The 13,492-nt window shown below is 38.5% G+C and carries 9 protein-coding genes and 1 pseudogene; 5 read left to right on the top strand and 5 right to left on the bottom strand.

Annotated features, from left to right (window positions below; genetic code table 11):
* The 3 genes from MKL62_RS14420 to MKL62_RS14410 form a co-directional block, all read left to right on the top strand.
* Nucleotides 1–1,092 (top strand): phosphoethanolamine transferase (locus tag MKL62_RS14420; protein ID WP_270899787.1); only part of this gene is annotated, 1,092 nt, incomplete at its 5' end.
* 14 nt (nt 1,093–1,106) lie between these two features.
* Nucleotides 1,107–1,781, top strand: coding sequence for a response regulator transcription factor (locus MKL62_RS14415; protein WP_000161505.1), 675 nt, complete (start codon nt 1,107–1,109; stop codon nt 1,779–1,781).
* 25 nt (nt 1,782–1,806) lie between these two features.
* The gene (locus tag MKL62_RS14410; protein WP_005128002.1) at nt 1,807–3,141 is read left to right on the top strand and encodes a two-component system sensor histidine kinase PmrB; all 1,335 of its coding nucleotides are present in this window, start codon (nt 1,807–1,809) and stop codon (nt 3,139–3,141) included.
* Here the strand turns inward: MKL62_RS14410 and MKL62_RS14405 are convergent, their stop codons facing one another.
* From MKL62_RS14405 to MKL62_RS14395, 3 genes are all read right to left on the bottom strand, one after another.
* Nucleotides 3,142–3,840: a phosphatase PAP2 family protein gene (locus MKL62_RS14405; protein ID WP_025469990.1), complete on the bottom strand. Its 699-nt coding sequence runs from the start codon at nt 3,838–3,840 to the stop codon at nt 3,142–3,144.
* Nucleotides 3,841–3,992: 152 nt separating this feature from the next.
* Nucleotides 3,993–5,180, bottom strand: coding sequence for an ammonium transporter (locus tag MKL62_RS14400; protein WP_005128005.1), 1,188 nt, complete (start codon nt 5,178–5,180; stop codon nt 3,993–3,995).
* A gap of 302 nt (nt 5,181–5,482) precedes the next feature.
* Nucleotides 5,483–6,367, bottom strand: a complete 885-nt coding sequence (locus MKL62_RS14395; protein ID WP_000144737.1) for a LysR family transcriptional regulator — start codon at nt 6,365–6,367, stop codon at nt 5,483–5,485.
* A 116-nt stretch (nt 6,368–6,483) separates the two neighbouring features.
* On the opposite strand from MKL62_RS14395, the gene MKL62_RS14390 reads away from it, so the two are divergent.
* Together MKL62_RS14390 and MKL62_RS14385 are read left to right on the top strand one after the other, a co-directional pair.
* Nucleotides 6,484–7,389: an AEC family transporter gene (locus MKL62_RS14390; protein WP_001084923.1), complete on the top strand. Its 906-nt coding sequence runs from the start codon at nt 6,484–6,486 to the stop codon at nt 7,387–7,389.
* Between the two features lie 94 nt (nt 7,390–7,483).
* Nucleotides 7,484–8,499, top strand: a pseudogene (locus MKL62_RS14385) (molecular chaperone DnaJ).
* A 79-nt stretch (nt 8,500–8,578) separates the two neighbouring features.
* Here MKL62_RS14385 and MKL62_RS14380 read toward each other — a convergent pair.
* Both MKL62_RS14380 and MKL62_RS14375 read right to left on the bottom strand, forming a co-directional pair.
* Nucleotides 8,579–10,336, bottom strand: a complete 1,758-nt coding sequence (locus MKL62_RS14380) for a Shedu anti-phage system protein SduA domain-containing protein (RefSeq protein ID WP_005128009.1) — start codon at nt 10,334–10,336, stop codon at nt 8,579–8,581.
* A gap of 116 nt (nt 10,337–10,452) precedes the next feature.
* Complete coding sequence (locus tag MKL62_RS14375) at nt 10,453–13,332, bottom strand: valine--tRNA ligase (protein ID WP_005128011.1); 2,880 nt, start codon at nt 13,330–13,332, stop codon at nt 10,453–10,455.
* Nucleotides 13,333–13,492: the final 160 nt, after the last annotated feature.

Genomic DNA, 13,492 nt, shown 5'->3' with positions numbered 1-13,492 from the left:
CATCGTGATTTAAAAGGGATGATTTCACCGCAAAATAGTATTTCATCGCTTATGTCTTACTATCATAAGAAGGCTCCGAAGAAAAATCTGCCTCTTGTGATATATGGACAAGATGCTCATCAAGTTCGGCGAGTACAAAAGAACCTCCCTAAGTTAATGATACTTGTTGTCGGTGAAACGGCACGTGCCGAAAGTTTCTCTCTAAATGGGTATGCAAAAAATACGAATCCGGAGCTTTCTAAACAAGATATTTTCAACTTTTCGCAAGTGAGCTCATGCGGTACGGCGACAGCTGTTTCTGTGCCATGTATGTTCTCGGGTATGCCACGTGTAGATTATGATGAGCAATTAGCTAGTCACCGCGAAGGTTTACTAGATATTGCAAAACGTGCGGGTTACCAAGTGACTTGGATTGATAATAACTCGGGTTGTAAAGGTGCATGTGATCGTGTTGAACAATACCAAATTCCAGAAAACTTAAAGAAAAAATGGTGTAAAGATGGCGAATGTTATGATGACATTCTCATTGACAGCTTAAAGCAGTATTTGTCTACTATTGCCAAAGATGATGATCGCCCACGTTTGATTGTTTTGCATCAGGTGGGTAGTCACGGGCCTGCATATTACAAGCGTGCACCTGAGGCATATCAACCCTTTAAACCCACTTGTGATACGAATGCGATACAGGGCTGTTCGCAAACCGAATTGCTAAATAGTTATGATAATACAATCGTATATACAGACCATGTATTAAGCCAAATGATTAATACTCTAAAAGAAATATCAAAATATCAGACAGGTTTATGGTATTTATCTGATCATGGCGAATCAACCGGAGAACATGGTTTATATTTACATGGTTCACCTTATGCAATCGCACCGAGCCAACAAACACATGTACCAATGATTATGTGGTTCTCTGAAAGTTGGAAACAACATAATCTTGCTCAAGTGAATTGTTTAAGCCAACAAACTAAACAAAATTTAAGTCAGGATAATTTATTCCCAAGTTTGTTAAGTTTACTGGATGTAAAAACTCAGGTCATCAACCCTCAACTGGACATGTTGCACTCTTGTGCCCATGTAAACTAAAGCGAGCCTAGAACATGACAAAAATCTTGATGATTGAAGATGATTTTATGATTGCAGAATCAACGATCACGTTGCTGCAATATCATCAATTTGAGGTGGAATGGGTCAATAACGGTTTAGATGGTTTGGCTCAATTGGCGAAGACTAAATTTGATCTTATTCTTTTGGATTTAGGATTGCCTATGATGGATGGTATGCAAGTTTTAAAGCAGATCCGTCAAAGAGCAGCAACACCAGTATTAATTATTTCTGCTCGAGATCAATTACAAAACCGTGTCGATGGTTTAAATTTGGGTGCAGATGATTATTTAATTAAACCTTATGAGTTTGATGAGTTACTTGCCCGTATTCATGCATTACTACGCCGTAGTGGAGTAGAAGCTCAACTTGCGAGTCAAGATCAACTATTAGAAAGTGGTGATCTGGTTTTAAATGTTGAACAGCATATTGCTACGTTTAAAGGTCAACGCATTGATCTATCAAATCGTGAATGGGCAATCTTAATTCCACTTATGACTCACCCAAATAAAATCTTTTCTAAAGCCAACTTAGAAGATAAGTTATATGATTTTGATAGTGATGTGACCAGTAATACTATTGAAGTATATGTTCACCATTTAAGAGCGAAGTTGGGTAAAGATTTTATTCGAACCATCCGAGGACTGGGCTACCGTTTGGGGCAATCATAATTTAAAATTTCGGGACTTCATAAAAGTGCATTATTCATTAAAAAAACGGCTGATTTGGGGCACCTCAATTTTCAGTGTCATCTTAGGTTGTATTTTAATTTTTAGTGCTTATAAGGTTGCACTTCAAGAAGTCGATGAAATTCTAGATACTCAAATGAAGTATTTAGCGGAAAGAACAGCTGAGCACCCTTTAAAAACTGTAAGCAGTAAGTTCGATTTTCATAAAACTTACCACGAAGAAGATCTGTTTATCGATATTTGGGCTTATAAGGATCAGGCCCATTTGTCTCATCATTTACATTTGCTGGTTCCACCTGTTGAGCAAGCGGGATTTTATTCTCATAAAACCGCTCAAGGTATAGTCAGAACTTATGTTTTACCTTTGAAGGATTACCAGATTCAGGTCAGTCAGCAAGAGAGGGTTCGTGAAGCTTTCGCTTGGGAGCTTGCGGGCAGTATGTTTATTCCGTATTTAATTATTTTACCTTTTGCAATATTTGCCTTAGCAGTCATTATTCGTCGTGGTTTAAAACCAATAGATGATTTTAAAAATGAGTTAAAAGAACGCGATTCCGAAGAACTCACCCCAATTGAAGTACATGATTATCCTCAAGAGCTTTTACCTACTATTGACGAAATGAACCGTCTTTTTGAGCGCATTTCTAAAGCGCAAAATGAACAGAAGCAATTTATTGCCGATGCTGCTCATGAATTACGAACACCTGTGACTGCATTGAACTTACAAACCAAGATTTTGCTAAGTCAGTTCCCCGAGCATGAATCATTGCAAAACTTAAGCAAGGGTTTGGCGCGTATTCAGCATTTGGTGACTCAGCTTTTAGCATTGGCAAAGCAAGATGTAACTTTAAGTATGGTCGAGCCTACTGGTTATTTTCAACTCAATGATGTGGCATTAAATTGTGTGGAGCAGTTGGTCAACTTGGCTATGCAAAAAGAAATCGATTTAGGTTTTGTTAGAAATGAACCCATCGAAATGCATAGTATTGAACCTACTGTACATTCGATTATTTTTAATTTAATTGATAATGCAATTAAGTACACCCCGCATCAGGGTGTTATTAATATTTCAGTTTATACCGATCCAGATCACTATGCATGTATTCAAATTGAAGATAGCGGTGCAGGAATAGACCCTGAAAATTACGATAAAGTCCTTAAGCGTTTTTATCGCGTGCATCACCATCTTGAGGTGGGAAGTGGCCTAGGTTTATCTATTGTAGATCGTGCAACTCAAAGGCTTGGTGGGACTTTAACTCTCGATAAGAGCTTAGAACTTGGCGGTCTTTCTGTATTAGTGAAATTACCTAAAGTCTTACATTTACATGAAACAAGAGCGTGATTACGTAAGCTCTTGTTTCACTTGTTTTTCGAACTCAAAACGATGAATACAAATCGCATAAAATAAAATATTTATTGCCCAAACGACCCAGCCTGTCCATAAGTTATGGCTTAGGAAATGTGCTCCTCGCATCATTTGCGCCCAACCCATCATGAAACCTAATAAAATACCGGAGAATAAATAAAAGTAAGCACGTTTAGGTTGTTCAAGACGATAAACAAAATAACCTGTCATTAAAATAAAGCCTGCACTTGCATGACCGCCTGGAAAACAATGGCCATGTTTAGTGCTAAAGTCCCAAATATAGCTTCCTAAAGTATTAGGGTGAACCATATTCCAAGGGCAGGCGTGAGCAGATTGTGACTTTATTAGGCCAACTATACTGCTACCGAGCATACTGACAAAAAACATATAGCCATATTGCCAGCGATAAGGTTTTAATTTTTTTGATTTAAATGACGCAAGCCATATACCAAAAAAGATAACATAAACGGCGGTTATGATTTGTTTTACAATTTCATGATTAAGTCTTTCAAGATACCAATTGTCCCGATTGAAAAAATGGCCTTTTGAATCAATCCAAGGTTGGATGAGGTACATATCAATCTTCCCACCGACTGGAAATACAAATAGAAGAATAAAAAAACTGAAAAAAAGAAAGAGAATATTAATTTGGAAAAAAAGTTTTTGATTAGTCATTCTGATGCAATATCAATCGACAATAGGTGCGACTAATTACATAAAATTAACCTTAAATTGCTCTTAAACTATACTAGTGAAAGAAGTTCAATTTTCCATAAAAAATAAAAAAGCGACGAGTAGTATCGTCGCCTTAAGCACTTTAGAAAGTATTAAAACATACCTTCTTCAGAGTTTGCTGAGATCTTATGAATAGATAAGTCTGCACCACGGAACTCATCTTCTTGAGATAGGCGAATGCCAATGGTCGCTTTAAGGATACCATAAACAATGAAACCGCCAGCCAGTGCAATGGCAATCGCGAGTGCTGTACCGATGAGCTGAGAGATGAATGATACGCCGCCTAAACCACCTAGCCATTTTTGACCAAAAATACCTACGGCAATACCACCAAATGCACCGCATACACCATGTAGCGGCCAGACACCAAGAACGTCATCAACTTTGAGTTTGTTTTGAGTATAGGTGAATAGATACACGAACATAGCACCCGCTGCACCACCAATTACAAGTGCACTGACTGGATGAACAATGTCAGAACCTGCGCAAATAGCGACTAAACCCGCAAGTGGACCGTTGTGTAAGAAACCAGGGTCATTTTTTCCAATCGCATTTGCTGTAATCGTTCCGCCGACCATTGCCATAAGTGAATTAATCGCAACGAGACCGGAGATTGCATCAACACGCTGTGCACTCATCACGTTAAAGCCAAACCAGCCTACAATCAAAATCCATGAACCAAGCGCCAAAAATGGAATAGAAGAAGGTGGGTGAGCACTTACACGACCATCTTTCTTATAACGGCCAGAACGTGCGCCCAACAATATGACAGCAGCAAGTGCAATCCAACCGCCCATAGCATGTACTACGACTGAACCGGCAAAATCATGAAAAGCTGCGCCAAAAGTTGTTTCTAACCACTTTTGCAGACCGTAGTTGCCATTCCAGACCATTCCCTCAAAGAACGGATAAACCAGTGCAACCAATGCGAGTGTGGCAATTGCTTGTGAACGCATTTTTGCGCGTTCTGCAATACCGCCAGAAATGATGGCAGGAATGGCTGCAGCAAAAGTGAGTAAGAAAAAGCAACGCATGAGGTTATAGCCATGATCACTTGATAAAACCGTACCTTCATGGAAGAAGTGCTGGCCATACGAAATGTAGTAGCCAACAAAGAAATATGCGATTGCGGAGAGGGCAAAGTCAGTCAGAATTTTACTAAGCGCGTTCACCTGATTTTTGTGGCGAACTGTACCAAGTTCCAAGAATGCAAAACCTGCGTGCATGGCAAGAACCAAAACTGCACCAAGTAATAAGAAAAACAGATCTACATTTTGCATAGCATGCTCGAAAAAAGTGCTAAATTCCATTTTGGAACAAATCTGGGTCTGTAAATTGCACCAAAATAGATTTAAGGAATCTAAAAACCTAAGTTTGTCGAAACAAACTCAATTGCATACAAGTGAATATGCAATAAGCGCACCAATTTGGATTGAAATAGAGGATTTTGGCGATAAATGGTGCGTTGATTTATTCAAGATAGGGCAATAAGGGCGCTTTTTACGTTACAAGTCATCTAATATGTTGATAAATTGATCTGAAAGAGATCATTATTAAATTTTTAAAAATTATCTATATTTAATTAATGATCAGACCAAACCTCTTGAGCAACTTCAATAAATGCTTTTACGGCTGGACTGATGTGTTTCTTATTTTTTACTGCAAGACCAATAGAACGTTTAAGGTTCGGTTTAAATGGGCGTTTAACTACGTTTGGATAAAGCGAGAGTAGCTCTTTGGTGATCACCATATCAGAGACAATCGAAATCCCTAACTGGTTGTGGACCATACTCACAATACTTAGAATTTGTGAAACATAAAATTTGATATCTGGTTTGACATTAAAATTTTTTAAAATTAATTCAACCTGATGACGACTACCTGCCATTGTCATAATAAAAGGGCAGTTTTCTAATTGTGCTGGATCAATATAGAGTTGTTGGGCGAGTGGGTAACCACTCGGAATTAGGGCCACAAAACGATCTTCAATTAAGGGAAATGTATCAAAACGCTCATCAGGCATAATCAAAAAACCAACTTCGATGCGTCGCTCTAATAACCACTGAGCAACTTCTTTATCTTCACCTTCATCGATATAAATTTCGATTTTAGGGTAGCGTTGCCGAAAGGTTTCTAAAATTTCAGGCAATAGATAAATAGAGGATGAAGCCCCAAAAGATCCAATACGTAATGTGCCTTCATTTAAACCGTGGATTGCAGCTACTTCTTTTTCTAAGGTATCGGAAATACTTAGTAGCTCTTTTACATGGGTCAATAGCTGCTGACCTGTCGTCGTCAGCTCAATATCACTTTGAGTTCTTGAAATCAGGTTAATGCCCCATTGTTGTTCTAATGATTTAAGCGCATGAGAAACTGCCGACTGTGAAATTCCCAGCTTTTCTGCTGTAGCAGTGAAGCTTTTTAGTTCAGCAATGAGTGCAAAAATTTCAAGTTGGGTAAATGTCATGTTCTACTTATTATGAGTAAAAACTCATTTTATCATGAGTTTTCATTATCTTTAATATATGAGTAAGCCAAGGTAGTTCCCAAAACAGCAAGCCCTAACAAAACTCGAGTAAAGAAATGAATAGTATTGTTTTATCTCTTTTTCCTTTAGTTGCATTAATTGCATCGGGATACTTATTTAAAAAATATCGTTTTTTTAGCGAGGAGTTTTGGGCTGGGGCAGAGAAGCTGAATTACTATATTTTATTTCCTGCTTTGCTTTTTAGTACGCTCTCGACTGCGAAAATTGACTTACAAAGCTTGAGTACAGCCATCATTGCGATGTTGATTGTGGTTTTGGCAGTCACCGCCTTTTTATACATCCTCCGAATATTTTGGCACATACCACCTGCACGTTTTGGTGTGCACGTACAAAGTATGGTTCGCTTTAATACCTATATTGGTTTGGCTTTAGTGACATCGCTTTTTAAAAGTGAAGGAATGGCAATACTGACAATTTTATTGGCGCTTTGCATTCCACTGGTAAACGTTATTTCGGTGCTCGCTCTAACCTCTAAAGAACACATGGCAATTAAGCCTGTTTTGATTGCACTCCTTAAAAACCCGTTGATTGCATCATGTGTGGTCGGAGCAGCAGTCAATGCACTTCAAATCCCAATTTGGGAAGGCTTTACTCAGTTTATTAAGCTTTTTTCAGTGTCGAGTTTGCCACTAGGGTTGTTATGTGTTGGCGCAGCTTTACAGTTTATGCAAATTAAAAAAGACATTATGGTATTGGCAGCAGATACGTTTGCTCGACTTTTAGCAGTACCTGCTTTGGCTTATATGGTCTGCATGTGGTTTGATTTACCAAGTTTGCAAACACAAATTTTAGTCATTTTCTTTGCGCTACCGACTGCTTCTGCTTCATACATTTTAACTAAGGTTTTGGGTGGCGATAGTCAGCTTATGGCAGCCGTGATTAGCTTTCAAACTTTATGCGCCGCCGTGACTTTACCACTGGTGATTTGGTGGATTTCTTAAGATATAAATTTTAGGCTTTTTAACACTTAAAGAATGCTGGCTACCTTCCTCATCTGATTATTGCTACACTTTTTTCTTTTTCAGGTGAATGAGTATGCCCTTTGATCTCAAAGTGAGTTTGCAGCAAAGGTCTGAGCCGTCTGCACAGCAGAAAAAACTGAATCGCCTGATTGATAAAATAGAACAGCAAAAAGTTAGCCTGAGCACATGGCAAAATGCACAAGCTGAGATTCAACAGCACATACGACAAAAACTGATGCCTGTGTATGGCGATTTGCATGAAGTGTTATTCCAACAGTTAGAGCAACTTTGGAATATGTTACATAGCCATGAGTTTTCCAAAGCAGACATGCAACAACTAGACGAAAAATTGCCCAGCTTGCACAAATGTTGAAGCGCTCCAAAATGCTGTCTGCTGAACAATTGAAGTTAGTGAAGCAGATCGATACCTTTTATCAGCAACATGCGGGGAAGTCTGTAAAAAAGAATAAAAAAGTGCAGCCAATAAAATCTGAATACCAAGAAAGTGTTGATCAACGTGCAGAGTTAGAAGAAGAATTTGAAAAGTATGCAGCTGAGCAACAACAAGCGCGAGAACAAGCTAAACAGCAAAGGCAGCAACAAAAACGTGAACAAGCTGAGCAAATGGCAGCGCAGTCACTCAAAACAGTTTATTTAAAAATTGCCGCGATGATTCACCCAGATCGTGAGCAAGATGAAACTAAAAAATTAGAAAAAACGGAGCTGTTCCAACAGGCAAGTCAGGCTTATGAAAAGCAGGATTTGTTTTATTTACTCAAACTCCAGTTACAGCTTGAACAGAATAAAGGGCTAGGTGCTAAAGACTTATCTGCCGAGCAGTTGCGGTTTTATAAACTGGCTTTAGATGCACAAAGTCAGCAGCTTGAAAGCCAAATTGCTGAGATTTTGGATTCTTTTCAATTAGCCAAGAATGTGAAAGCAGAGCATGTGCATATCAGTGATGTTTATAAAGCTGTAGATGCGGACTGTGCTGAGCTAAAGCAGCAGGTGAAGTGGGAAAAGGAACGCTTAAAGCATATGAAAAAGGTGAGTGGGGTTGAGATGTTGTTAGGGCATAGGGTTTTGTAAAACCTCTCCTGAGAGGAGAGGTTGGTTTATTCACACTGAAAAGTAATTAAATTTATAAAAACTTTTTTCGGTTTAGTGGTTACTTTGAACCTAACTCTTTTAAAAGCCAATTTAATTGATTTCTTGCAGTTGAGATGATTTCATCAAATACTAGAATTTCAACATTAGGCTCTGAATAAACTCTATTAGTTAATTCAGATGATCTTTTTCCACCAATTAACATCACTTTTATGTCTTTATTAGTATATGGTAAAAAATCATGTCTATAATGAGTGACTTGTTGATAATCAGCAAAAGCTAGAGGGTGCTTAGGGCGTTTAAATTCTATAAGTAAATATTGAGAAAAATAATTCTCACTTAACATTAAGTCTGGTCTCTTATCTGCTCTATCACCTGAATAATGTTTTTCTAGATATTTGTTAATTTGTTTTTTAAGCGTAATGTTGCTACTGAAAATTGAATATTGAGCACCTAAAATCCATAAGTTGTTTTCTAAACTTTTATGAACTTCACTTTCTAGAGTTTCATTTTCATCACAAAGCTCTTCAAAATAATCTAAGAACTTTAATCGGGTCTTTGTTTGTTCAGCAATAATTGCCAATTCAGCTAATCCAAAATCGGAGAGGGCTTCAGCTAACTTAGAAATATCATTTTTATCAGCTTCATTGATATAGTCTAAAATTGCTCTGTAGTCTGATTTTTCTAAAGAATCTAATAAAACGTTAACGATAGGTTCAAGCTTGGAATCTGGTTCACCATAATATTTTTCAAGAATAGATTTGATCGCTTTATCAGCAAATTGGCGTTTGAATTCTGGTAATAGAGCTAACCTATCTTGAGTTTTTTTGCGTAAGCGAGCATTTGCTAAATCAATATCATGCCGATATTCTTCTCTTATCTTTGCGATTAAAATAGGTTGAATTGTTTCTTCTAGCTTTTCTAAAAGTAAACTATTTTCAATGAATGATCCCCAGTCAGCAGTTACATGCTCACTTAACCAGTCTGCTTCAATTTCACCATAAATCTTATCTAATAATTTGGAAGGGAAGCTTTCATGCTTATCTAAACCGAAAAATGAGGGTTTACCAATTATTTTACCTTGGACACGAATTGATATACCTGCTTGTTTCAATTTTGACTTTTCTGAAGAAACGGTTAGCTGAAGTCTGACTAACCCTAAATTGTTAATACTTAATTGTTCATCATGATATTTTCCCCTTAAATCATCAATGTCTAACGTTTTAGAATTAATAACAATTTTAAAGTCCTCACTTCTCCCATACTCTCTAATTAAAAGAGATTTGAACTTTTCAGGATTTGGGATATGTAAATTTTGTTTTAAATTATTTAATGTGATTTTAGTTCCTTTTTTCTTAGGTTCACAATCTTCAACCTTGATAGATAAATCTAATTTTCCTAATTCAAGAGAAGCTGATAATGCTGTCGATGAAATTTCAAAACTAGAGCATTTACCTTTAGCCCAAGTCTCTAATTTCATGTGATCTGCTATCATCAGCCCAGCAAATTTACCAATCCCTTTTTTACCTTTAACTTTTCTTTTAAAAAGATTAGTTAATTCACCTCTGCGTTTACGTCGGTCACTTGCAATAAAAAGGTATTCATGCGTTAGTTCGTGTTCAGTCATTCCAGAACCAAAGTCATGGATGACTAAAGGAGTATTTGTCATTGCCTGATCAGGCAACTCTACGAAAACCGTATCAGCATCAGCATCCCAAGCATTATCGATCAATTCTTTTAAGGCTTGTTCAGATGAAGAATATGATTGTGAAAGTAAGGTAACTAGTCGAGCATCAATTTGAAATTTACTTTTTGACATGAATTTATAAAATATGATTATTTAAAATTATTCTATCATTTATTATTTTATTTGTTTACAAAGTAACCAATAAAAATCCCCTCAATTGAGGGGATTTTTTGAATCAAATCACAGCATTAAAGCGCAGCAATCTGCTCCATATTCGCTTTAACTTTCTCTAACTGAGCAGCAAACTCAGCAAGCTTCGCTTTTTCACCTTCAACCACCGCTGCTGGTGCTTTAGAAACAAAGCCTTCATTTGCAAGTTTATTTGCAATTTGGTCGTGTTGCTTTTGGATTTTATCCAAGTCTTTTTGCAAACGAGCAAGCTCAGCTTTAGGGTCAATTAAGCCTTTCATTGGTACAAATACCGATGCATGGCTAACAACGCTAGAGCAAGATAAAGGTGGCTCTTGGTCTTGATTCAAGAACTCAATGCTTTCAACTTTAGCCAATGCTTTGAACAATGCTTCAATACGAATGATTTGTTCACGTTCAGCGTCAGATGTGTTTTGAAGTAATACTGGCAATAAACGCGCATTACCTAAGCCCATTTCACCGCGAATGTTACGTACCGCACCAATCAAACCTTGAAGCCATTGCATATCTGCTTCAGCTTGTTCGTTGATTTTTGCTTGCTCAGGAATAGGGTATTGAGCAGTCATAATGGTTGGGCCGCCTTGACCAAGCATTGGTGCAAGTGTTTGCCAGATTTCTTCTGTCAAATATGGCATTAATGGATGAGCCAAACGTAAAGAGGCTTCCATCACAGCAAGTAATACACGGCGTACTTCAGCTTTACGCTCTTCTGAAACTTCTGCATCGTTCAGAACTGGTTTAGTTAACTCAACGTACCAGTCGCAATATTCATTCCAGATAAAGTCATAAATCGCTTGAGCAGCAAGGTCTAAACGATACGTTGCAAACGCTTGGTGTACAGCAGCTTCAGCTTTTTGCAGACGGCTGATAATCCATTGTTCTGGAAGTTCCCAAAGGTCAGGGCGGGCTTCTTGACCAACAGTTTGACCTTCAACATTCATGAGAACGAAACGAGTTGCGTTCCAGATTTTGTTACAGAAGTTACGGTAGCCTTCAACACGTTTTAAGTCGAACTTGATGTCACGACCAGTGTTTGCAAGGGCACAGAACGTGAAACGAACTGCGTCAGTACCATAAGCATTAATGCCTTCTGGGAACTCTTTGCGCGTTGATTTTTCAATCTTCGCTGCATCTTTCGGGTTCATTAGGCCAGTTGTACGTTTCGCAACTAAGCTTTCTAAATCAATACCGTCAATCAAGTCTAATGGGTCAAGTACGTTACCTTTAGACTTCGACATTTTTTGACCTTCACCATCACGTACCAAGCCGTGAACGTAAACCGTCTTAAATGGAATTTGAGATGAACCATCTTCATTTTTCATGAAGTGCATGGTCATCATAATCATGCGGGCAACCCAGAAGAAGATAATGTCAAAACCAGTCACCAACACGTCAGTCGGGTGGAAAGTTTTGAGTTCAGGCGTTTGTTCTGGCCAGCCTAAAGTTGAGAATGTCCAAAGTGCAGATGAGAACCATGTATCAAGTACGTCTTCGTCTTGTTTAAGTTCAACATCAGCCGCGATGTTATTTTTCGCGCGAACTTCTTCTTCGCTACGACCCACATAGATATTGCCATCTGCATCGTACCAAGCTGGAATACGGTGACCCCACCAAAGCTGACGTGAAATACACCAGTCTTGAATGTCACGCATCCATGCCATGTACATGTTGCTGTACTGCTCTGGAACAAACTTAATACGACCATCTTGAACCGCTTCAATTGCAGGCTCAGCAAGCGGCGCAATTTTTACATACCATTGGTCAGTCAGTAACGGCTCAATAATCACGCCTGAACGGTCACCGCGTGGCGCTTTTAAGTCATACGGTTGGATTTGGTCTAACCAGCCTTCAGCTTCCGCTTGAGCAACTAGTTTTTTACGTGCTTCGAAGCGCTCTAAACCAGCATAATCTGCAGGTGCAGTAATGGTTTTAGAAATTTGTTCACCAGCTTTGGCAATATATTCAAACTCACTTAAAACTTCAGCGTTTTTGTTGAAGATATTAATGATTGGCAAGCTATTGCGTTTACCTAACTCATAGTCGTTAAAGTCGTGAGCAGGGGTGATTTTTACACAGCCAGTACCGAAGTCTTTTTCAACGTAGTCGTCAGCAACGATTGGAATTAAACGACCTGTAATTGGCAATACAATATTTTTACCAACAAGGTGCGCATAACGCTCATCTTCAGGGTGAACAGCAACAGCAGTATCACCAAGTAAAGTTTCAGGACGAGTCGTTGCAACTACGAGATAGTCTTTGCCATCTTGAGTTTTAACTGATTTATCTTCAAAGAAATATTTAAAGTGCCAAAGTGAGCCTTTTTCTTCTTTGCTTTCTACTTCAAGGTCAGAAAGCGCAGTTTGAAGTTTAGGGTCCCAGTTTACTAGGCGCTTACCGCGGTAAATTAAACCGTCTTCGTGCAATCGAACGAATACTTCTTTAACGGCGTTTGATAAACCTTCATCCATCGTGAAGCGTTCACGTGACCAGTCTACAGACGAACCTAAACGGCGAATTTGTTTGGTAATTGTGCCGCCAGATTGCTCTTTCCATTCCCAAACTTTTTCGATGAACTTTTCACGGCCTAAGTCGTGACGAGTGATACCTTGTAAGCCAAGTTGACGCTCAACAACCATTTGAGTTGCAATACCAGCATGGTCAGTACCCGGTTGCCACAAAGTGTTTTTACCCATCATACGGTTATAACGGGTGAGGGCATCCATAATGGCATTGTTAAAGCCATGGCCCATGTGCAAACTACCAGTGACGTTTGGTGGTGGAATCATGATACAGAATGATTCACCGTGACCAGAAGGTTTGAAGTAACCTTGTTCTTCCCACGTTTTGTACCACTTCTTTTCGATCTCGGTTGGATCGTAGGTGGTGGCAATATTTTGAGCGGTTTGAGCGTCAGTCATAGTAGCTTAGATCGAATATGCATAAAAAATTGCATCTATTGTAGCAAAAAATTGCCTCGAAATTAATGTGCTGAAAACAGATAAACGGTTTTGTATTTTTTTCAAAAAACGGTAGATTTATGAAGCATGGATCACAATTTAATCGTGTAGCGGCACGGCA

It is taken from the genome of Acinetobacter sp. AOR01_HL (assembly GCF_027855455.1).
GTDB classification, from domain to species: domain Bacteria; phylum Pseudomonadota; class Gammaproteobacteria; order Pseudomonadales; family Moraxellaceae; genus Acinetobacter; species Acinetobacter baumannii.
Note: the sequence above shows the minus strand (reverse complement) of the source record. Positions and strands in the feature narration are given on the sequence as shown.